Genomic DNA, 21,457 nt, shown 5'->3' with positions numbered 1-21,457 from the left:
GATCTAGGGTCAGGCCCTCAACCGCTCAACCGCTAGCTTTGCTCCGCCGCCACAAAGCGCGGCTTGTTCGCCTCCAGCACGGCCGGCGGGATCACGATCATTCGCGGCCCTGCGGTGTAGAGCAAGGCGACCTCGATCGCGCGTCCCGGAAAGATGACGCGCAGCGCCGCGGCATAGGCGCCCATCTGTTGCAGATGGTAATCCGGCACCTCCTCCAGCGTCGCCGGGGCGCGGCGGCCGGTCTTGTAATCGACCAGCGACACACGGTCCGCCTCCACCAGCAAGCGGTCGACCTGCCCCGATATGACATGCCCGCTGGGCAGGGTCGCAGCGATCGGCGCCTCGGCCAGCGAATTGGGGCCGAACAGCGCCGCGTGTGCCGGATCGTCCAGGATCGCGCGCACCGTGGCGGACAGCGCCGCCCGCTGCGCGGCATCCTCGACATGACCGGCCGTGGCGAGCCAGCGGTCGGCGGCGCCCGCGCGCTGTGCCGGGGCAACCGCCGGCAGGCGCTCCAGCAGGCAGTGGATCAGCCGTCCACGCTCCGCCGCGGCGCGCATCGCGGGCGTCGGTGGCGGATCGGCGACGCGGTCCTCGCCCAGCGCGGACGGCGCCAGTGGGCGCGGCGGGCGCGACTCGACGGGTGCCGGCGCATGCGCCCAATCGGGCAGTGCGACGCGCGCCATCGGCGCCGCCACTCCGCCCCGTGCGCGCAAGGGTACCGGCGGCTGTGGTTCGCGGCCGGTGAAGACGCGCTCACCCTCCCCTTCCGGCACACCCAGTGCGGTCAGCGCGCGCGCACAGGCGGCGTACCAGCTGTCGCGCGGCGGCTCGCCCGCGGCGCGCTTGCCGAGCGCACCGGCGATGACGAGCTGTTCCTCGGCCCGCGTCGCCGCGACGTAGAAAAGCCGCCAATGCTCGGCGAGTTCGCGCGCCGCCAGTTCGTCGGCCACCACGTCCAGCGGGCCGCCCCGCTCGTCCCCGCGCGGTGAAAATACGGGAATGGGCTGCTCGCCGGGTTCGGGCGCCCAGCGCAGGATCGATCGCGGAGAGGCGGTCGGGTCGATCGCCGCATCGGCAAGGATGACGAGCGGCGCCTGCAACCCCTTGGACCCATGCGCCGTCATCACCCGCACCGCGTCGAGCGGAGCCGAGGGGTCGCGCACGATCTCGACATCGCCCCGGTCGAACCAGTCGAGAAAACGTTGCAGCGACGGCGTGGTCGTACTCTCGAAGGTCAGCGCGGCGTTCAGCAGTTCCTCGATCGGATCGCGTGCCTCGGTGCCCAGCCGCCGGATCAGCTTGCGCCGCCCGTCCAGCGGCCCGGACAGCAATTCCTCAAGGAACTGATAGGGCGTGGCGATGTCGGCGCGGGCCAGCATGCCGCGAAGGGGCCCCAGCGCATTCGGGGTCTGGGTGCGCACGAGATGCGCCCACAGGCTGCCATGATCGCGCGGTGCGGCCGCCATCAACTGGTCCTGCGTCCAGCCGACCAGCGGCGAGACGAGCAGCGACGCCAGCGACAGGTCGTCATCGGGTTGCAGCACGAAGCGGATCGCGGCGAGCAGGTCCTGCACCGCCAGCGGCGCGTTCAGCCGGAGGCGATCGACGCCGGCGACCGGCACCCCTTCCGCATAAAGCCGCGCGACGATCAGCGAGGCGAGGTCGCCGCGCCGCTTCACCAAGATCATCACGTCCTGCGGCTCCAGCGGACGCCCCTTGCTTTCCAGCATCACGCCGGCGTCCAGCCAGCGGCGGACGGCACGCGCGACGTCGGTGGCGACCTTGCGCACCGCATCGTCGATCCAGCCTTCCTCGTCCTCCTCGCTGCCGCCCGCATTGACCGGCGGCCACAGCGTGACGCGGCCGGGGCCGGGCACCTCGCTGGCATGTTCCTCGATCGCGGCCATGACGCCCAGCCCGGCATCGCCGACCGCATCGATCGCGGCATCGACGAATTCCAGCACGGGGCGCGTGGTGCGGAAGCTGTGGGTCAGCGACAATTGGTTGAACGGCAGGCCGCGCTCGTCGTCGGGCAGGCTCTCGTCCCCTGCGACCAGCGATGCCTTGCCGCTGAAATGCCGCTCGGCCGCGGCAAAGTTGATCGGGTCCGTTCCCTGAAAGCCGAAGATCGCCTGCTTGTAGTCGCCCACCGTGAACAGGGTGCGCACCGACGGCGCATAAACGCCGCGGCCGACGAAGAACTCGTCGGACAGCGCCCGGACGATGCGCCACTGGTTCAGGTTCGTGTCCTGCGCCTCGTCGATCAGGACATGCTCGGTCACCTGATCCAGCTTGTAGCGCACCCAGTCGCCGATGCCCGGCTGTTCCAGCAGGCCGACGGTGGTACGGATCAGATCGTCGAAATCGACCGCCCCCACCTGCCGCTTCGCCTCCACATAGGCGCGGGCATAATCGCGCCCGACAGTCAGCGCATCGGCGAGCAGGTCGGCATAGCGCGCACGCGCCGCCAGCCCCAGCAACCGGCGGCATTCGCTGCCCAGTTCCAGTGCGATCTCTTCGTAATCGGGCTCGGCATCGGTCAGCTTCTTGGATGCCTTGCGCGGCTCGCCCTTGGCGGTGAAGACGGTGCCCATCAACTCGGCAAGGCTTGCCGCCTGCTCCGCCGGGGGCGCGTCCATCCACGCCTCGATCGTCGCGACCACCTTCTGGCCGGTCGCAGTGCCCCAGGCGCGGTTCGCCCCCGCAATCCGCGCGATCGCGTCACGGTCCAGACAGTCGCAACCTTCCGCGATCGCCTCGTCGATATCGCCCGCGGGCAGGTCCAGCGCGCGGCGCAGCCATGGCTGGATACCGGTCGGCAGGGCCTCCAGCGCCCCCGGCGCGCGGGCACAGGCGGCGAGGAACGCCTCCGCCCCGCCCTCGCCCAGCCGCAGCGACAATCGGCCGACCGTCGCGATCGGCCCTTCGCGCCCTTCCGTCTCGGCGCGCTCCAGCATCATCGCCAGCGCCTCGCGCGCCAGCCCCGCCTCCTCGCGCGCCTCCAGCGGACGGAAACCGGGGGTCAGCCCCGCCTCCACCGGGAAGGCGGCAAGCAGGCCCTGGCAGAAGCCATGGATGGTCTGGATACGCAGCCCCCCGCCCGGCGCATCCAGCACGCGGGCGAACAGCGTGCGGGCATGCGCGCGCAGCTCCGGCGTCACCCGCTCGCCCAGGGCGATCAGGTCGGCGCCCAGTTCGGTATCGGGCATGCGCACCCAGGCGGCGAGGCGGCCGTTGATCCGCTGCGCCATTTCCGCGGCGCCCGCCTTCGTAAAGGTCAGGCACAGGATCGCATCGGGCGAAACGCCGCGCAGCAACAGGCGAAACACGCGCGCGGCCAGCACCTGCGTCTTGCCGGTCCCCGCCGACGCCGACAGCCAGACATGCGCCTCCGGATTGCTGGCGTCGGCCTGTGCGCCCTTCAACCGGGGCAGCTGCCCCATCACGTTACCGGTCCCGGCCATACCATTCGTCCCGGCGCATCAGTTGGTCATATTCGGCATAAGGGGCATATTCGGGCACCAGCTTGGCGGTGAACGGCGCGGTGCCGGTCAGCCATGCCGCGGCGGCATCGGCGAAATTGCTGGCGGCGATGCCGACGAAATCATTGGTGGGAATACGCTCGCGCTTGCCGTCCGGGTCGACCGGCGTGGCGATATAGCCCAGGCCCTCGCGACCCCGGCCCATCGACCAATATTCGAACGCCCCCGCCTTGCCCCGCACGCCATCGAACCCGCCGCGCTCGGCGATCAGGCCGAGCAGCCCCAATTGCAGGCTGTACCCGTCGCGCACCGCCGCGGTGGAGGGGGGCTTGCCGGTCTTGTAGTCGATGATCGCCACCCCGCCATCGGCCAGCCGGTCGATCCGGTCGTACCGCCCCGACAGGGTGACGCCGGCATGGACGACCTGCCCCTGCCCCTCGGCGCTCAGCACCGATCGCCCGGCGGCAGCCTGCTCGGCGACGGTGCGCGCGATCCAGTCGATCGCCTCCTCCAGCCGCGGCCACCACAGCGCGCGCATCATCGGGTGGACGCGCTGGTCCTTCATCATCGCGGCGGCGCGCCCGCGCAGCGCATCGGGCGCACAGCGGTCCTCCTTCCACCACGCCTCCAGGATGTCGTGCACCGCGGTCCCCCGCCACGCCGCACTGGGGTCCGCATCCACCGGCTCCAGCGGCATCAGCCGCAGCACGCGGCGCGCGTAGAAGGCGAACGGGTCCGCCTTCAACCGGTCCACCTCGGTGACCGAGATGGCACGCGGGCGCAACGCGGCGGGCGGCATCGGCGCAGGGCGCTCGGCGGGCACATGGTCCGCCGGCTGATCCAGCACCCGCGTCCAGTCCTCCAGCGCCAGATCGCGCTCGAACCGCTCGCCCGCCATCGCCTGAAGCCGCAGCCAGAAGCGCGAGGCGAGCGTCGGCGAACTGGCATCGCGCCGGCTGCGCGTCAGCAGCGCGGCGGGCGCGCCCATCGCCTCGGCCAGGTCATGCGCGGCGATGCCGATGCGCCGTTCCAGCCCCTGCAGGCCCAGCTCGGCGCGGATGCGCGGCGCCAGCCACGGATCGGGCGCGGGGCGGCCGGGCCAGACGCCCTCGTTCAACCCGCCGGCGATCATCAGGTCGGCGGTCTGCAACCGCGCTTCGATCAGGCCGTAGATGGCGAGCCGCGGGTGGTTGCTCCCCCGCTGCGGGCGCACCGCGACCTCGTCGAGCAGGGTGCGGAGCAGCGCGGGCACATCCTGCGGGCTGACGCGCGGGGGCCCTGCATGCGCCTCGGCCTCCAGCGCGCTCAGGAACTCGGCGGCGGCCCGCCCGGCCGGCCCTTCCCACAACACGTCGCCGCACAGCGACTGCGCACATTCGCGCAAACAGGCGACCAGCCCGTGCAGGCTCTGCGGCCCGTCGCCAAAGGTCCGCCCCACCGGTTCCAGCGCGGGGCAGGCCTGTGCCCAGAATTCGGCGGCGGTGCCCTTCTTCAGATGCGCCGCGATGCCGTCCAGCCCCGGCGCCGGGCGCGGTCCACGCAGCGCCCGGTCGAGCGCGCGCACCCCGTCCAGCCAGGCGATACGCTCGCTCTGACGGACCAGCGGGTGCTTGAGCAGCGCAAGCAGCGCCAGCGGATTGAAATGCTGCGATGCCGCCTCGACCAGCGCGAGCAGAAAGGTGCCCGGTGGCAGGATGGAGAGCGGGCGGCCGGCCGAATCGTCGATCTCGATCCCCCAGCGGCGGCAATGCACGGCGACGCGGCGGGCCAGCGCGCGATCGGGGGTGACGAGCGCTGCGGTACTGCCCGGCGTTTCCAGCACGCCGCGCAGGGCGAGCGCGATCGCCTGCGCTTCCTCGGCCGGGGTGGCGAGGTCGATCGAGGACACGCCGCGCAGGCGCCGGTCCTCGGCAGGCAGGTCGGTCCATTTGCCGGTGAAGTCGGCGGGCGCCAGCGCGTTGGCGATGGCGCGTCCGCGCGCGGCGCCGGCATCATATTCGGTGCCGCCGCGCCACGTCTTCACCTCGCCCCGGCCGACGCCCATGCGGTCCAGCATCAGCTTGGGAACGAATTGCGGATGCGTCTCGATCGATCGGCGACGGCGCCCGGTGACGGGATCGGGCCGGTGCGGGCCCAGCGCGTCCCATTCCTCGATCGGCATCGCCAGATCGAGCCCGGCGAAGACGACCGATCCACGCGGCATCTCCGACACGCAGCGGAGCAGGCGCGCGACGGCGGGCGCGGTGTCGGTGATGCCGGCCGCACAGACGAAGCCCGCGGGCGGCGTGGCGGTCCAGCGTTCGGTCAGCCGGTCGAGCAGCCGGGTGCGGCGGTCGGCCGCATCGATCATGCCGGCACGCGCCAGCTCGGCGGGCCAGCGATCCAGCACCACGTTGAACGTCGCCAGTGCGCGCTGCCAATGCGCGTTCAGGTCGCCCAGATCGATGTCGCGCAGCGCTGTCGGCGGCACCTGTTCGACCAGCAACTGGTCGAGCGTGCGGGCGAGATCGCCGGCAAGGCGCACCGCCTCCGCCGCATTGATCGGCTGGCCGGCGCGCGCGCGTTCCTCCGCGACCAGTCGGGCCAGGATCATGCGGCGGGCATAGGGTGCGATGGCGGGCGGCGGCGGTGCGGCGGCATCCGCCGGGTCGAGCGCGGCGCCGGCGGTCTCGCCCGCCTCCGGGTCGCCCAGCGCCACCATGCGCGGCAGGATCAGACCGGCGCCGCTCGCCCGCACGAACGCATCCGTCACCGCCCGCACCGCCCGGTTGTTCGGCAGCAGGATCGCCCCTTGCGCCAGCGCCAGCGGATCGTCCCCTGCCCGCCGCTTCAGCCCGGCGACGAGCGCATCGGCAAAACCGCGATGCGCCGGAATGGTGTAAAGTCGCGGCCCCCGAAGCTCAGCCATCGGCGAGCAGCATTTCCGTGCGGCGGATCGCGCCGGGCGTGCCGACATCGAACCACAGGCCCTGGTGCACCTGACCGTAAGCGCGGCCGGCCGCCATGGCGCGGTCCCAGAACAGGTTGGTGGAGAACGGCCCCTCCGGCCAGTCGGCGATTAGCCGCGGATGCAGCATCTGGATACCGGTATAACAGAAGGGGGCGACCGTGCCCGCCCGCCGCCGCCGGGTGATGCGGCCATCGGCGGCAAGGTGGAAATCCCCCTGCCCGCCATGGTTGTGCGCGCGCGCCAGCGGCACCATCAGCAGCAGCGCATCCATCGCCGCATCGTCCCAGCGCGAGGCGAGCAGCCGGATCGCGTCGATCGGCCCGTCGAGCCACAGATTGTCGCTGTTGACGACCAGCACGGGTTCGTCACCGAGCAGACCGCGCGCCTGTACCAGCCCGCCGCCGGTTTCCATCAAGCGCCCACGCTCGTCGGAGATGACGATCTCCATGTCCGGATAGCGATCCGCCAGATGCGCCTCCAGCGTGTCCGCCAGATAATGGACGTTGACCACCGCGCGGCCGATGCCGGCGGCACGCAGCCTGTCGAAGACGTGATCGATCAGCGGCTTGCCCGCGACCTCGATCAGCGGTTTGGGACGGGTGGCGGTCAGCGGGCGCATCCGCTTGCCCAGCCCCGCCGCCATCACCATCGCGGTCGTGGGAACGGTGCCGCCGGGCAGCGGGCGCAAGGCACGCGGCCGGCTCATGCCGCCAGCACTCCGGGATCGCCGCGCAATTCGGGCGGGATATTGTCCGCGAACCATGCGGCGACGGGCGCCAGTACCGGCTGCGACAGGTCACGCTCCAGATAGGCCCAGACGCGCGGGCACAGGGCGGTGTAGCGCGCCTTGCCGTCGCGCTGCCAAAGGCGGGTGAAGATGCCGAGGATCTTGGCGTTCCGCTGCGCGCCCAGCACATGGTAGGCGTTCAGAAAGCCATCCCCCTCGCCCGTCGCGGCCAGATAGCGGGCCAGCATCGCCTCCTCGATCGACGGCTCCACGTCGCGGCGTGCATCCTGCAACAGCGAGACGAGGTCGTAGGCGGCGTGCCCGGCCAGCGCGTCCTGAAAGTCGAGCAGCCCCAGCGACCGCTGTGGGCCGACCAGCATCAGATTTTCGACATGATAGTCGCGCAGCACGGCGACCGGCTTGTCGGTCAGGCCGTGCGCGAACACCGCATCCCATGCCGCGCGGTAGCCGGCGGTATCGACTTGCCGCCCGACGGCGGGCGCATACCACTGGGTGAACAGATCCACCTCGCGGTGCAGGACCGCCGCGTCATACGGCGCCAATCCTTCCGGTGCATGCGCGCGCAGGGCGACCAGCAGGTCGACCGCCGCCGCATAGAGGGGCGTGGTCGCATCCGGATCCGCCTCGATCGCTTCGCGCATCCGGGCATCGCCGAAATCTTCGAGCAAGACCAGCCCGCGCGCCTCGTCCAGCCCCAGGATCGCCGGCGCAGCAAAGCCCTTGGCGGTCAGCCAGCGTGCGACCGACAGGAACGGCCGCGGGTCCTCATGCGGTGGCGGCGCATCCATCAGCACCGCGCTGCGCGTGCCGTCGGTCACCCGGAAATAGCGGCGGAACGACGCGTCGCCGGCGAGCGGCGCGATTGCTGCGCCCTCCCAGCCACAGGTCGCGAGAAAGGCGGGCGCATCGGCGGGCGGGGTCATATCGGCCATCGCTGCTCCCATGCCTCCGGCACCTTCGCTGTCAAGCGGCGACCGCCATCCGGCGTCATCTCCAGCGACAAAGCGAGGGCATCGGGCCATGCGTCGGGCCCCGCCCGATCGGGCCATTCCACGACCAGCAGCGAATCCCAGCGTGCTTCCTCCAGCCCCAGTTCCTCCAACTGGTCCGCGCTGTCCAGCCGATACAGATCGACATGCAGAACGGGGAAATCGACCTCGGGCGGGGCATAGGGCTGCACGATCGCGAAGCTGGGCGACGGCGCCTCACCCGCCAGCCCCAGTGCGGCGAGCAGGCCGCGCGCGATGCTCGTCTTGCCGGCGCCCAACGGCCCTTCCAGCGTGATCATGTCGCCGGGGCGTACACGGGTGGCCAGCGCACGGCCGAACGCCTCGGTGGCGGCTGCGTCGGGAAGGATCAGCATCACGCCGGGATAGAGCGACGGCGCTCCCAAGTCATCCCTGACGGCGCGGCAGGTCCACCGTCGCCAGCGTGCCCGCGCCCAGTTCGGATACCAGCGACACGGTGCCGCCATGCGTCTCGACGAATTGCCTGGCGAGCGGCAGGCCCAGCCCCAGCGCGCGCCCGCCGGTCGCCTTGATCGCAGGCTCGGCGAACCGGTCAAAGGCATGGGCGACCGCCTCGGCCTCCATACCGGGTCCGTCGTCGGACACGATGATCCGCGCCCGCGCCGCATCGCCGTCCGCGTGCAGCAGCACGCGACCGCCCTCCGGCGTATGCTCGATCGCATGCCGCAACAGGTGCTCCACCGCTTCCTTCAGCCGCCTGCGATCACCACTGATCCGCCCCACCGAGCGCGACACCTCCACCGCGAAGTCGAGCCGGCGCCGGTTCGCGGCTGACCGCAGCGTATCCGCCGCCGCGCGCACCACCTGCCCCAGATCGACATCCTCCAACCGCGCAGCGCCATCCGCCGCCACCGTCAGGTCGAGCACATCGTCGACCAGCAGGCCCAACCGCTCGGTCGACTCCAGGATCGCCTCGACATAACCCTTGGCCTGATCGGGCAGCGCGCCGGCATAGCCGCCGTGGAGCATTTCCGCGAAGCCGCTGATCGAGGTCAGCGGCGTGCGCAACTCGTAGCTCATGTTCGCGACAAAGGCGGTCTTCACCTTGTCCGCCGCTTCCAGCGCATCCGCCCGGTCGCGCAGCGCCTGTTCGGCGCGGCGGCTGTCGGTGATGTCCAGCATGGTGAACAATGCGTTGCCATCGGGCAGCGGCACGCCGGCGAACTCGAAATGCCGGCCATCGGCGAAGGCGACGCGCCCACCGCGCTGTTGCCGGTCCTGCGTGGCGGAGCGGACCAGTTCCGGCATCAGTTCGGCGCGGTTCGGCGTCATCAGCTTGTTGGCGATCTTGGCGGCCAGCGCGTCGACGCGCGGATGCGCCGCCAGGAACTCTTCCTCGACATCCCACAGGCTGCGGAAGCGGTTGTTCCACAACTGCAACCGGCCATCGGCGGCGAACACGCCCAGCGCCTCGAACAGATTGTCGAAGGTGGCGGAGCGCACGCGCAGCAACGTGTCGCGGGCGGAGGCGAGCTGCACCTGCTCGGTGCGATCCTCGAAGATCAGCAACAGGCCACCATCGGGCAGCGCCTGAGCCACGACGCGCAGGTGGATGCCGCCCGACAGGTGCCAATGTTCCTCGATCGCGCCCTCGGTCTGGCGGAACCATTCGTGGCGCTCCGCCCGCCAGCCGGGAAAGTCGCGCACTTCGGGCAGGCGCTTGGCCTCGCGCATCCGCTCCAGCACCCGGTCAAATTCGGGCCGGTCGGCCAGCCATTCGCTGCGCATCGCGAACATGCGCCGAAACGGCTGGTTGCAGAAGACGAGGCCGCGGTCCGGTCCGAACTGCGCCACGGCGGCCGAGAGGCGATCCAGCATCGCGCGCTGCGCCTCGGCAAAGCGCTTGGCGCCGGCGCGCGACTGTTCAAGATCCTCGATATCGATCGCAAAGCCCGCGATCCCGCCGGTGGGCAGCGGCACGTCGTAGATGCGCAGCGAGCGGCGGGCGCCGTCGATCGTGGCGGGCAGGATCTGCTCGTGCGGCCGCCCCTTGTCGCGCGCGGCCGCCGCCCCGGCAAGCGGGCCGCCCCGCCCCGATCCTTCCACCAGCTCCAGGCCGCGCGACACGACATCGGCGGCATCGCGCCCTTCGACCGCATCGACATAGGCGCTGTTGACCATGGTCAGGCGCAGATCCGCCTCGCGGTACCACATCGGCAGCGGCGCCGCCTCGATCAGCCCGGTCAGCGCCTCGAACGCGCCCCCCAGCCGAGCCGCCTCTCCGCCCAGCCGCGCGATCTCCGCCTCGCTCTCGGTGCCGTCAAACGCCCAAACGACGACGCTGCCGTTCGCGCCCAGTTCCAGCGGTGCACGCGCACCCTTCAGCACCAGCGACCGCCCCGAGCCCTGCGGGCGCAGCGCGCGGGTGAAGCTGCGTCCCCCGCGCTGTGCCGCGCCGACATCGGCGGTGAGCAACGCACCGTCCTGCGCCGATAGTCCGACCCCCTCGCCGACCAGCTCGGCCAGGAAACGCGGCACCTCCGAAAAGCCCAGCCAGTCGGCGAGCCGTGCGCTCATCTCCACCCGGCCGTCGGCACGCACCAGCATCGGCAGCGCGGGCGCGGAGCGGAGCAGCGCCGCAGCATGCGCCATCTCGCCTGCCCGCCGCCTTGCGGTCGTCCGGGCGGCGGTGCCGAAATAGAGCATCGCCGCCGATCCCAGCAGCAGGAGGCAGATGACCGCCCCCAATGCCAGCGCCTGGACCGTGTCGAGAACGATCATGCGCGGCGTGAAGGGCGGAGGCGAGTCATGGCGGCCGGCATGTAAACCGATAAACGCCGCCAGCGAAAGCCGATGCGCGGTGCCGCCCGAAAAGAAGAGCCGGCCGGACACATGGTCCGACCGGCTCTCTTGCATGCCCGTCGAAAGAGGTGCGGAGTTACATCTTCACCGACACGCCGACGTACGTGAAGCGGCCGATATTGTCGAAGATGGCGTCGTTACCGTTGCCGAGCAGCCCGTAGGGGGGCTTCTTGTCGGTGAGGTTGTCGACGCCGCCGTAGAAGCGGAAGCGGTCGTTGACGTCCACGGAGGCGCGGATGGCGTGGTAGAATACGCGCGGATAGTAGACGACGTCGGCATAATAGGGGTCGAGGGCCGGGACGCCGTTGGTGTCGTGCTGGGCCTCCCAGTCGGTGATCGACTGGCGTCCGATGTAGCGGACCTGGTAACCGAGCGTCCAGTTGTTGTGGGTGTAGTCGGCCGAGACGTTCACGTTCCAGATCGGATCGCCCAATTCGCCCTTGATCCGCTCGGGTTGCTGCGGATTGTCGAGATAGGGATAATCCGTCCGGTTGCGCACCCAGGTGCCCACCGCACGCAGCGCCAGGCGATCGTCGGCACCGAAGCGGTGGTTGTACGCGACATCCAGATCCAGACCCTTGGCACGCAGCTGGGCGAAGTTGACCGTGCTCTGCAACAAGGCCGGCTGCGCGAATTCGCCATTGGCCTGGCGCGGGTTGATCAAGCCGCAGAACTGGTTGTCCAGCGAGGCCGCGTCATAGCACGCATCCAGGATCGTCTGCGCCTCCACCGAGGCAATGACGTTGCCGATCTTGATGTCGTAATAGTCCGCGGTGATCGCCAGACCCGGCAGGAAGGACGGCTGCACGATCACGCCATAGGTCCAGCTCCGCGAGGTTTCCGCACCCAGGTTCGGGTTGCCGCCCGACAGGATCTCGGTGCTGCCCGCGCGCGCGCCGCTGTTGATGAAGCCGGCCGGCAGGCCCGCCGCCGCACAGTTCGCCGCGCGATTGGCACGACCCTGGCCGATGAAGTTGGCATCGCAAGGGTCGTCGACCTGCGCGAAATTCTGCGTCGCGGAGGAATAAAGGTCGCCCAGCGTCGGCGCACGCACCGCCTTCGAATAGTTCACGCGGAACTTGATGTCGCGGATCGGCGCATAGAGGCCGCCCAGATTATAGGCCCATACCGTGCCCGTCGCGCCCTTGTAGTCCGCCACGCGCACCGCGCCGGTCGCGGTCAACTCCTCGGCAAAGGGCAGATTGCGCAGCAGCGGCAGCTCCAGCTCGCCATATGCTTCCTTCACCTCGAACGAGGGGGGATTGAAGGCGGGAATGGCGTTCAGGAAGGTCGAGCCGCTGCTGACCAGCTCGTCATAGGCATAGCTGGCCGTCTCGCGACGATATTCGCCGCCGAGCGCAAAGCGCACCGGGCCGCCGGGCAGCTCGAACAATTGTGAACTGTCGCCGACCACGTTGGCGTTGATGTCGAACTGCGTCGCCTTGCCGCGCCGCTCGGACGTGGTGTTGATGTAGTTCAGCGCTTCCTGCGTCGGCGAACCGTTACCCAGCACGTTGATCGGCACGCAGTTCGGATCGGTGACGCTCGTCTGGTTGATCCGGCAGACGATCTGCCCCGCCGCATTGCGGACCGCATCGACCGCATTGTAGAAATTCTGGTTGAGGCGGTTGTTGTAGAAGGTCGAGCGGCTGCGGAACTCGCCGTAATTGACCGCGAAGTCGTACTTCCAGTCGCCGTTGAACGTACCCTCGGCGCCGACCACGATGCGGTAGGTGTCGCGGCGATCGAACTCGTCGCGCGTGCCGAAGTCGTTGTTGTTGCGGTTCAGGCGGAAGAAGTCCGCGCCTGCGGGCAGCAGCGAGCGGATCGTCGCGGCGGCGGCCGGTTGCAGATAGGGATTGTCCAGCGAGATCGGGATGCCGATCGACTGGCGGGTGAAGGCGTTGCTGGCGGGGCGGCGGATCGGATTGCCCGCGGCGTCGACATCGGCGACCGTGCCCTGCTCGCCACCCTGCGCAAAGGTCGGCGTGCCCTGGTTGAAGCTTTCGACGCGGACGAACTTCGCCTCGAAGAACGGCTTGAACGCATCCGACACGTCGTAGTGACCGATCAGATTGGCGACATAGCGGGTCAGCGCCGGGTTCAGCGTACCGCGATCGTTCAGCACGGCGCCGTCGCCGCCGTTGTTGTTGCCCGAGCCGATCGGGCGGAAATCGGTGCCGTAATTATATTCGCGCAGCGATCCGTCGGTGTTGAAGCCGAAGACGCGCGGCACGCCGGTGGGCAGGCAGCCCGCAGTCACGCCGGACCCGCAAGACAGGATGTTGCTGCCGTTATAGGCGATGAAGTTGCCGCCATTGTCGTAGCCGAAGCTGCGGACATCCGTCAGGAAGGTGCGGTTCGGCGTGGTGTTGTCCGCCGCCGGACTGTCGACCAGCTGGAACTGGCGACGACCGCTGAACGCGCCGGTCAGGTCGGGGCGGTCGGTATAGGTCAGCAGGTCCTGCTTGTTATATTCCAGCGCCAGCGCGATGTTGCCGCGCCCTTCCGCGAAATTCTTGCCGAAGGTGCCGGACAGGCGATAGGTGCCGCGGTCGCCCTTGTCGCTGGTGCCGCCCTGGGCGTTGAGCGAGACGCCGTCGAAATCGCGCTTCAGCACGAAGTTGACGACGCCGGCCATCGCGTCGGATCCATAGACGGCCGAGCTGCCGCCGGTGACCACGTCGACGCGGTCGAGCAGGTCGGTCGGAATGGTGTTGGTGTCGACCAGGAAGTCACCCTCGGACGAGGTGACGTGACGGCGGCCGTTGACCAGCACCAGCGTGCGGGTGACGCCCAGGCCGCGAAGGTCGAGCAGGTTGAGGCCCGAGGTGCCGATGAACTGCGTGGAGTTCGCCTGGCTGTAGGTGGAGCGCAGCGACGGCAGGTCGTTCAGCACGTCGCCGACCGAAACCGCACCGGTACGCGTCAGGTCCGCGACCGACAGGCTGGTCACCGGGATCGGCGAGTTCAGCGTCGGACGCGAAATGCGCGAGCCCGTCACGACGATCTCGCTGCCGGTGTCCTCCAGCGCCGGCGGCGCGACTTCGGTCTGCGGCGCGCCGATCTGGTTCTGGTCCGCCGATGGCGACTGCTCACCGACCGGCGTTGCGGTCTGCGCCGCCGCGGCGCCGGCTGTGCCCCCAAGGACGAGTGCGATGGTGGAAGCGGTGAGCGCCAGGCCCAACCTCCGAACGGATACGCAGTTCATGTCATAACCCTTTGACTACTCGGCATTACCGAGGTCGGGCGTCAGACACCTGCCAGAAACAAAGGGCAATGATCCTGCACTAGTTGACTGTAAATTTCTCCAGGTGTTGCCTCGATGCAACATCGCGCCGCAATTTTTGCAGCGCCGCGGTCGACGGGCCGGACATGATCATGCGTCGACACGAAAAAGCCGCGCCCGCCGATATGGCGAGCGCGGCTTCCGTTCCGCCGAGGCGGAATCGATCAGTAGCGGTAATGGTCCGGCTTGAACGGGCCTTCGACCGGCACGCCGATATAGCTGGCCTGCTTCTCGGTCAGCTTGGACAGCTGCACGCCCAGCTTCTCCAGGTGCAGCGCCGCAACCTTCTCGTCGAGGTGCTTGGGCAGGACGTACACTTCGTTCTTGTAGTTCTCGGACTTGGTCCAGAGCTCGATCTGGGCGAGCGTCTGGTTGGTGAACGAGGCCGACATCACGAACGACGGGTGGCCCGTCGCGCAGCCCAGGTTCACCAGGCGGCCCTTGGCCAGCACGATGATCTGCTTGCCGTCCGAGAATTCGACCAGATCGGTGCCCGGCTTCACCTCGGTCCACTTGTAGTTGGAGAGGGCGGCGATCTGGATCTCCGAGTCGAAGTGGCCGATGTTGCAGACGATCGACATCGGCTTCATCGCCTTCATGTGATCGGCGGTGATCACGTCGGCATTGCCGGTCGCAGTCACGAAGATGTCGGCACGCTTCACCGCCTCGTCCATCGTGACGACCTCGAAGCCTTCCATCGCCGCCTGCAGGGCGCAGATCGGATCGATCTCGGTGACGAGCACGCGCGCGCCGCCGTTGCGGAGCGACTGGGCCGAACCCTTGCCCACGTCGCCGAAGCCGGCGACCGCGGCGACCTTGCCGGCCAGCATCACGTCGGTGGCGCGGCGGATCGCGTCGACCAGCGATTCCTTGCAACCGTACAGATTGTCGAACTTCGACTTGGTCACCGAGTCGTTGACGTTGATCGCCGGGAAGGGCAGTTCGCCCTTCTTGGCGATCTCGTACAGGCGGTGGACGCCCGTGGTCGTCTCTTCCGACACGCCCTTCAGGTTCTTCACCGTCTCGGTCAGATAGCCCGGATACTTGGCGATGAACGCCTTGACCGAACGCTGGAACTCGACTTCCTCTTCATTCTCCGGCTCGCCGAAGGTCGCACCGGCCTCCAGCTTGGCGCCCCACAGCGCGAACATGGTCGCGTCGCCGCCATCGTCCAGGATGATGTTGGCGGTGGTGCCGTCAGTATCGGCGCCCCAGTTGAAGATGTCGCCGACATAGTCCCAATATTCGGCCAGCGTCTCGCCCTTTACGGCGAATACGGGAATGCCGGCGGCCGCGATGGCGGCGGCGGCATGGTCCTGCGTCGAATAGATGTTGCAGGTCGCCCAGCGCACGTCCGCGCCCAGCGCCACCAGCGTTTCGATCAGCACCGCGGTCTGGATCGTCATGTGCAGCGACCCGGTGATGCGCGCGCCCTTCAGCGGCTGCGACGCACCGAACTCGTCGCGCAGCGCCATCAGGCCGGGCATTTCGGTTTCAGCGATCTTGATCTCGGCGCGGCCGAAATCGGCAAGGCCGATATCCTTGATGACGTAATCGGTGGTCTCGGCAGCGAGCGCAGTGGCCACGAGCAAATCTCCTGGGTGTGTGAATGCCCCCGCCTCTACGCGCTATGCCCCCATGGATCAAACATAAAGATATCTTTATATGTCGATCCGAACTTCCGTCAGGCGGTTCCGCCGCCGATCACCAGCAGGCGCGGATCGACGCCAGCGGCGGCAAAGGCATGCGTCCACCGCTCCTCGGCCGGGGTATCGAACAACAGCGTGGTGTCGCCCGCGACGTTGAACCAGCCCGGCCGGGCCAGCTCGCCATCCAGTTGCCCGCCCTCCCAGCCGGCATAGCCCAGCGCCACCACCCAGCGTTCCGGCCCCGTGCCTTCCGCGATCGCCCGCAGCACGTCGACGGTGCCCGACAGCGCCCAGCGATCGGCCACGTTGATCGTGTCCTGGCCGCGCCATTCCAGCGAATGGACGACAAAGCCGCGGCGCGGCTCCACCGGCCCTCCGAAATGGACGGGAGCATCGGGTGCGGCGCCATGCGCGATCTGGAATTGATCAAGCAGGTCGTGCAGGGTCAGGCCCTCGATCGTCGCGCCCAGGCCGATGCCCAGCGCACCATGTTCGTCATGGCCGCACATCGCGATCACCGCGCGCTCGAACCGGGGGTCGCCCATGCCGGGCATGGCCAGAAGGAACTGGCCGGACAGAAAGGTCGCATCGTTCACGACGGCCAACATAGGCAGCCTGTCGCGCGCTCGCCACGCTTGAAATCAAGGTCGGATCGAACGCATGACCGCGCATGGGCCGCACGCACCTCCGCGTCGCGGCCGGGAGACCATGATGACGATCACCATCGGCGAACGCCTGCCCTCCGCCACGCTCGTCAAGGTGACGAGCGACGGGCCCGACCAGGTGGATGCCGCCAGCTATTTCGCCGGGCGCCGCGTGGCGCTGTTCGCGGTGCCAGGTGCGTTTACCCCCACCTGTTCGGCGCAGCATCTGCCCGGCTTCGTCGCGCAAGCAGAGGCGCTGAAGGCGAGCGGCGTGGACGAGATCGCCTGCACCGCGGTGAACGACGCCTTCGTGCTGCGCGCCTGGAGCAAGGCGAGCGGCGCGGACGGGGTGACGATGCTGGCCGACGGCAATGGCGATTTCGCCCGTGCGCTCGGCCTGACGATGGATGGATCGAAGTTCGGCATGGGCACGCGCAGCCGGCGCTACGCCATGCTGGTGAACGACGGCGTGGTCGAGCATCTGTTCGTCGAGCAGCCCGGCGAGTTCAAGGTGAGCTCGGCCGAGCATCTGCTGTCGGTCCTCTGATCCATACGGCACCCTGGGCGAGCGGGTCGGACCGCACGCGGAACGGTCTGCCCCGCCGGAGCGTTTTCGTTGTCGGACCGTATCGAGGGAGTCAGAACCATGACCACCAGGACTGAGACCGACGCCGAGCAGAAGAAGTCGCTGACCGAAAAGGCGCAGGACGCCGCCAAGACGGCCGGTGAGAAGGTATCCTCGGCATCCAGCGCCACCGTGCAGGCGGCCAAGGACCATCCCTATGCCGCGGCCGGGATCGCCGCGGGTGTCGCCGCCGCCGTGGCGGGTGCCGCGATCGGCGCGACCAAGCTGCGCGAAGGCGACAGCGAGGACGAGAAGACGTACAAGTCCGCCCAGTAAGGCCCTGATACCGTACCGATCCGGGGAGGGCCTGCTGTGCCCTCCCCTTCTCGTTCGGGCGTTCGGCCTGCCCCGCCTTGCCTCATGGCCGCATTGGTCCTAGCTCGTCGGGCATGACCCAAGCTGAAACCGTTGTCGCCGAACTGGACCGCCTCTACACCGCCTCCGTCGACCGGCTGAAGGCGGCGTTGACCGCCTATCTGGACGGCGGCACGGTTCCCGACGCCGCGGCCCGCGCCGAGGGCTGCTTCGCCTATCCGGAAATCCGCCTGTCGTTTCGCGGCGACGATGTCCGCCCGACGCCGATGCGCTCGTTCGGCCGCCTTGTCTCACCGGGCGACTACCGGATCAGCGTCACCAAGCCCGGCCTGTTCGCCGATTACCTTGTTGAGCAGCTGACGCTGCTGATCGAGGATTATGACGTAACGGTGGAGGCGGTGCCCGGCCGGCAGGAAATCCCCTTCCCTTACGTCCTCGACCCCGGCCACGCACTCAGCCTCGACCAGGTATCGGCGGCCGAGCTTGCCCGTTATTTTCCGGCCACCGAACTGGCCTTTATCGGTGACGAGATCGCCGATGGCTTGTGGCTGAGCATCGACGGCACCCGCCCGCTCGCGCTGTTCGACGCGCTGCGCACCGATTTCAGCCTGGCGCGGTTGCGGCACTATATGGGCACGCCGGCCGAGCACACGCAGCGCTTCGTGCTGTTCACCAACTATCACCGCTATGTCGATGAGTTCGTCCGCTGGGGCGCATCGCAACTCGGCGAGGGCAGCCGCTTCACCGCGCTGTCGGGCGCGGGCGGCATCGTCATCGAGAGCCCGGAGGATGTTGACAAGCTGGTGACCGACAGCGCGTGGCGCCGTCACCAGATGCCGGCCTATCACCTGATGGCAGAGGACGGCACCGGCATCACCCTGGTCAATATCGGCGTAGGGCCATCGAACGCCAAGACGATCTGCGACCATCTGGCGGTGATGCGGCCCGAGGCGTGGCTGATGATCGGCCACTGCGGCGGACTGCGCCCCAGCCAGCGCATCGGCGACTATGTCCTCGCCCACGCCTATCTGCGCGACGATCACGTTCTCGACGACGTCCTCCCCCCGGAAATCCCCGTGCCCGCGATCGCGGAGGTACAGGTGGCGATGGCGAAGGCGGCGGAGATTGTGTCGGGGCAGTCGGGGGACGAGTTGAAGCGGCGGCTGAGGACCGGGACGATCGTCACCACCGACGACCGCAACTGGGAGCTGCGTTACTCCAAGTCGGCGCTGCGTTTCTCGCTGTCGCGGGCGGTCGGCATCGACATGGAATCGGCGACGATCGCGGCGCAAGGCTATCGCTTCCGCGTCCCCTACGGCACGCTGCTGTGCGTCTCCGACAAGCCGCTGCACGGCGAGTTGAAGCTGCCCGGCCAGGCCAACCGCTTCTACGAGCGCGCGATCAACGAGCATATGCGCATCGGCATCGAGGCGTGCGAGCAGTTGCGGCTGGAGGGCGCCAAGCTGCACAGCCGCAAGCTGCGCGCGTTCAACGAGCCGCCCTTCCGTTAAGCAACCGGCGGGGGCGTCGGGCGTTACGGCACCGAATCAAATCGTTCGGAGCTTGCCATGGCCGACACCCCCGATACGCCGAAACCCCCGGCACCCAAATCGCCGCCGCGTCGCCGCTCGCCCTCCAAGTCGAGCGCGACCGCGCCCAAGCGTTCGCGCACCGCCAAGGCGGACAAGCTCGACAAGCCGGACAAGGCGGAAAAAAAGACAAAGGTCCCGCCCAAGCCGCGCTCGTCCAAGCGCAGCACGCCGCGCCCGGCGGCCGCGCCGGCCAAGAAGCCTGCCCAGACCAAGCGCACCGGCATCGACAAGGTCGGCGGGAAATGGGGGATCGCCACCATCGTCGGCGGGATCGCGACGGCCGGTGCCGCCGCGGCGGCGCTGCTGTCGCTGCGCGGCAGCACCCCGGCGAAGCACGCGCATCAGGCGGACGGCACCGACTCGTCGGACTCGTTCGAAGCCGGCATTGCCGACGAGGGCACCATTCCCGAATAAGCGGGGCAGCGCCCCCCTCCCGCGCCGCGGCGGGAGGGGGCAGCGTCTTACCAGCCCTGCGGCTTGCCCTTGTTCTGCTTGTCCAGCCACGCCTTCAGCGGCGCGAAATACTGGACCAGCGCCTTGCCCGACATCTGCCGGCTGCCGGTGAACACCTCCAGCGCGTCGGGCCACGGCTTGGACTGGCCCATCGCCAGCATCGCGTTCAGCTTCTCGCCCACCGCCTTGTTGCCATAGAAGGAGCAGCGGTGCAGCGGCCCCTTCCAGCCCGACTGCTTGCACGCCGCCTCGTAGAACTGGAATTGCAGCACACGCGCCAGGAAGTAGCGGGTATAGGGCACCGCCGCCGGGATGTGGTATTTGGCGCCCGGATCGAACTTGGTCTCGTCACGCGCGACGGGTGGCTTCACGCCCTGATATTGCAGGCGCAGCGCATCCCACCCCGCCTGATACTGGTCCGGCTTGATCGCGCCCGAAAACACGCCCCAGCGCCATTTGTCGATCAGCAGGCCGAAGGGCAGGAACGCGACCTTGTCCATCGCCTGACGCAGGAGCAGGCCGATATCCTTGTCCGCGCTCGGCACCCGGGCGGCATCCAGCAGGCCGATCTTCACCAGATAGTCCGGCGTGATCGACAGCGCGACGGTATCGCCAATCGCCTCGTGAAAGCCGTCATTGGCGCCGTTCTTGTAGAAGAAGGGCTGCTGGTTATAGGCGCGCTGGTAGTAGTTGTGGCCTAGTTCGTGGTGGATGGTGATGAAATCATCCGCATTCACCTTGGTGCACATCTTGATGCGAATATCGTCCACATTGTCGACGTCCCAGGCCGAGGCGTGACAGATCACCTCGCGGTCCGCGGGCTTCACGATCTGCGAACGCTGCCAGAAGGTCTCGGGCAGCGGCTTGAAGCCGAGCGAGGAGTAGAAAGCCTCGCCCTGCTTCACCATGCGCGTGGGATCGTAATTCTTCGCCTTCAGCAGGTCGCCGATGTCGTAGCCGACATCGCCGGCGCCGGCGGGCGCGACGATGTCATAGATGTTGCCCCATTCCTGCGCCCACATGTTGCCAAGCAGGTCGGCACGGATCGCGCCGGTCTTGGGCTGCACCGCATCGCCATATTTCTCGTTCAGCTTCCAGCGGACATAGGTGTGCAGCGCCTTGTACAGCGGCTCCACCTCGGCCCAGATCTGGTCGGTCAGCTTGGCGAACTGTTCGGGCGGCATGTCGTAGCCGGAGCGCCACAGCGCGCCGACATCGGCATAGCCCAGTTCCTTGGCGCCCTCGTTCGAGATCGCGCTCATCCTGGCATAGTCGGCCCGCATCGGCGCGCCGACATTGTCGTGCCAGCTGACCCACATCTCCTGCAACTTGGCGGGATCGCGCGACGTGCCCATCGCCTCCTCGATATCCGAGCCGTTGATCGGCTTGCCGTCGAGCAGGCCCTTGCCCTTGCCGTAGGAGGACGACATCCGCGTGGTCAGCGTCGCCAGTTCGGCGGATTGCCCGGCCGTGGTCGGCGCCGGCAGCGTGATGCCGCCGCGCATCAGGTCCAGCTTGCGCTTGGTGTCGTAGGACAGGCCGGGCAGCGCCTGGTAGCGCGCCGCGCCCAGGCCGTACTGGACCGCCAGGTCGGTCATCTCCGCACCCAACTTGGCAGCCAGCGCATCGGTATCGTCGGTGATGTAGGTGGCGTTCACCCAGGCGACGCGCTGCGCATCGACCGACCGATCGGCGCTGGTCTTCTCCGCCTCGGCAACGAAGGCGTCGGCGGTAGCAGGCGTGGCGGGAGCAGGCGTGGCGGGGGCGTTCTGGGCGACGGCAGGAGACGCAAGCGCGCAGGCAAGCGCGGCCGTCGAGATTACGGTGCGGATCATCGGGGTTCCCATTGGTATTTTCTGTAACGATCGTGGCGCGGC

General features: G+C 68.6%; 14 protein-coding genes. 4 read left to right on the top strand and 10 right to left on the bottom strand.

The features are described 5' to 3' along the window. Positions 1-32: 32 nt before the first annotated feature. From addA to NPJ82_RS07160, 9 genes are all read right to left on the bottom strand, one after another. Positions 33-3,467 (bottom strand): double-strand break repair helicase AddA, encoded by a 3,435-nt coding sequence (addA, locus tag NPJ82_RS07200; protein WP_342658835.1) that lies wholly within the window; start codon positions 3,465-3,467, stop codon positions 33-35. Continuing rightward, on the bottom strand, positions 3,451-6,393 hold the full coding sequence (locus tag NPJ82_RS07195; protein WP_342658834.1) for a PD-(D/E)XK nuclease family protein: 2,943 nt from the start codon (positions 6,391-6,393) through the stop codon (positions 3,451-3,453). Before NPJ82_RS07195 ends, addA begins: the two co-directional genes overlap by 17 nt. After that, on the bottom strand, positions 6,386-7,141 hold the full coding sequence (locus NPJ82_RS07190; protein ID WP_267349508.1) for a nucleotidyltransferase family protein: 756 nt from the start codon (positions 7,139-7,141) through the stop codon (positions 6,386-6,388). Before NPJ82_RS07190 ends, NPJ82_RS07195 begins: the two co-directional genes overlap by 8 nt. Continuing rightward, positions 7,138-8,106 (bottom strand): phosphotransferase, encoded by a 969-nt coding sequence (locus NPJ82_RS07185; protein ID WP_342658977.1) that lies wholly within the window; start codon positions 8,104-8,106, stop codon positions 7,138-7,140. The genes NPJ82_RS07190 and NPJ82_RS07185 overlap by 4 nt, the downstream gene beginning before the upstream one ends. Next, positions 8,103-8,546: a tRNA (adenosine(37)-N6)-threonylcarbamoyltransferase complex ATPase subunit type 1 TsaE gene (tsaE, locus tag NPJ82_RS07180; RefSeq protein WP_342658833.1), complete on the bottom strand. Its 444-nt coding sequence runs from the start codon at positions 8,544-8,546 to the stop codon at positions 8,103-8,105. The genes NPJ82_RS07185 and tsaE overlap by 4 nt, the downstream gene beginning before the upstream one ends. 31 nt (positions 8,547-8,577) lie before the next feature. Beyond that, positions 8,578-10,932, bottom strand: coding sequence for a PAS-domain containing protein (locus NPJ82_RS07175; RefSeq protein WP_342658832.1), 2,355 nt, complete (start codon positions 10,930-10,932; stop codon positions 8,578-8,580). A gap of 157 nt (positions 10,933-11,089) precedes the next feature. After that, positions 11,090-14,224, bottom strand: coding sequence for a TonB-dependent receptor (locus tag NPJ82_RS07170; protein ID WP_342658831.1), 3,135 nt, complete (start codon positions 14,222-14,224; stop codon positions 11,090-11,092). A 242-nt stretch (positions 14,225-14,466) separates the two neighbouring features. Then, the gene (ahcY, locus tag NPJ82_RS07165; protein ID WP_112382659.1) at positions 14,467-15,888 is read right to left on the bottom strand and encodes an adenosylhomocysteinase; all 1,422 of its coding nucleotides are present in this window, start codon (positions 15,886-15,888) and stop codon (positions 14,467-14,469) included. A gap of 98 nt (positions 15,889-15,986) precedes the next feature. Beyond that, positions 15,987-16,559, bottom strand: coding sequence for a YqgE/AlgH family protein (locus NPJ82_RS07160; protein ID WP_112382438.1), 573 nt, complete (start codon positions 16,557-16,559; stop codon positions 15,987-15,989). Positions 16,560-16,662: 103 nt separating this feature from the next. Here NPJ82_RS07160 and NPJ82_RS07155 point away from each other — a divergent pair, with 103 nt between their 5' ends. From NPJ82_RS07155 to NPJ82_RS07140, 4 genes are all read left to right on the top strand, one after another. Continuing rightward, complete coding sequence (locus NPJ82_RS07155) at positions 16,663-17,142, top strand: peroxiredoxin (RefSeq protein ID WP_267349527.1); 480 nt, start codon at positions 16,663-16,665, stop codon at positions 17,140-17,142. Between the two features lie 99 nt (positions 17,143-17,241). After that, on the top strand, positions 17,242-17,496 hold the full coding sequence (locus NPJ82_RS07150) for a hypothetical protein (RefSeq protein WP_149681631.1): 255 nt from the start codon (positions 17,242-17,244) through the stop codon (positions 17,494-17,496). A gap of 113 nt (positions 17,497-17,609) precedes the next feature. After that, complete coding sequence (locus tag NPJ82_RS07145; protein ID WP_112382440.1) at positions 17,610-19,046, top strand: AMP nucleosidase; 1,437 nt, start codon at positions 17,610-17,612, stop codon at positions 19,044-19,046. A 57-nt stretch (positions 19,047-19,103) separates the two neighbouring features. Further along, entirely contained in the window at positions 19,104-19,541 is a 438-nt protein-coding gene (locus NPJ82_RS07140) for a hypothetical protein (RefSeq protein ID WP_112382441.1), read from the top strand. A gap of 47 nt (positions 19,542-19,588) precedes the next feature. Here the strand turns inward: NPJ82_RS07140 and NPJ82_RS07135 are convergent, their stop codons facing one another. After that, positions 19,589-21,415 (bottom strand): M2 family metallopeptidase, encoded by a 1,827-nt coding sequence (locus NPJ82_RS07135; protein ID WP_342658830.1) that lies wholly within the window; start codon positions 21,413-21,415, stop codon positions 19,589-19,591. Between the last annotated feature and the right edge of the window lie 42 nt (positions 21,416-21,457).

Origin of the sequence: Sphingomonas sp. NY01, from assembly GCF_038809135.1 — a bacterium.
Classification (GTDB): Bacteria; Pseudomonadota; Alphaproteobacteria; order Sphingomonadales; family Sphingomonadaceae; genus Sphingomonas; species Sphingomonas carotinifaciens.
This window is presented reverse-complemented; position numbering and strand designations above follow the sequence as displayed.

Excerpts from the sequence above, each read along its gene's own strand:
- tsaE (WP_342658833.1), bottom strand. The coding sequence starts at position 8,546 with ATGCTGATCCTTCCCGACGCAGCCGCCACCGAGGCGTTCGGCCGTGCG.
- NPJ82_RS07155 (WP_267349527.1), top strand. The coding sequence starts at position 16,663 with ATGACGATCACCATCGGCGAACGCCTGCCCTCCGCCACGCTCGTCAAG.
- NPJ82_RS07170 (WP_342658831.1), bottom strand. The coding sequence starts at position 14,224 with ATGAACTGCGTATCCGTTCGGAGGTTGGGCCTGGCGCTCACCGCTTCC.
- NPJ82_RS07190 (WP_267349508.1), bottom strand. The coding sequence starts at position 7,141 with ATGAGCCGGCCGCGTGCCTTGCGCCCGCTGCCCGGCGGCACCGTTCCC.
- NPJ82_RS07185 (WP_342658977.1), bottom strand. The coding sequence starts at position 8,106 with ATGACCCCGCCCGCCGATGCGCCCGCCTTTCTCGCGACCTGTGGCTGG.
- NPJ82_RS07135 (WP_342658830.1), bottom strand. The coding sequence starts at position 21,415 with ATGATCCGCACCGTAATCTCGACGGCCGCGCTTGCCTGCGCGCTTGCG.
- NPJ82_RS07175 (WP_342658832.1), bottom strand. The coding sequence starts at position 10,932 with ATGATCGTTCTCGACACGGTCCAGGCGCTGGCATTGGGGGCGGTCATC.
- NPJ82_RS07145 (WP_112382440.1), top strand. The coding sequence starts at position 17,610 with ATGACCCAAGCTGAAACCGTTGTCGCCGAACTGGACCGCCTCTACACC.
- NPJ82_RS07160 (WP_112382438.1), bottom strand. The coding sequence starts at position 16,559 with ATGTTGGCCGTCGTGAACGATGCGACCTTTCTGTCCGGCCAGTTCCTT.
- NPJ82_RS07195 (WP_342658834.1), bottom strand. The coding sequence starts at position 6,393 with ATGGCTGAGCTTCGGGGGCCGCGACTTTACACCATTCCGGCGCATCGC.
- NPJ82_RS07140 (WP_112382441.1), top strand. The coding sequence starts at position 19,104 with ATGGCCGACACCCCCGATACGCCGAAACCCCCGGCACCCAAATCGCCG.
- NPJ82_RS07150 (WP_149681631.1), top strand. The coding sequence starts at position 17,242 with ATGACCACCAGGACTGAGACCGACGCCGAGCAGAAGAAGTCGCTGACC.
- addA (WP_342658835.1), bottom strand. The coding sequence starts at position 3,467 with ATGGCCGGGACCGGTAACGTGATGGGGCAGCTGCCCCGGTTGAAGGGC.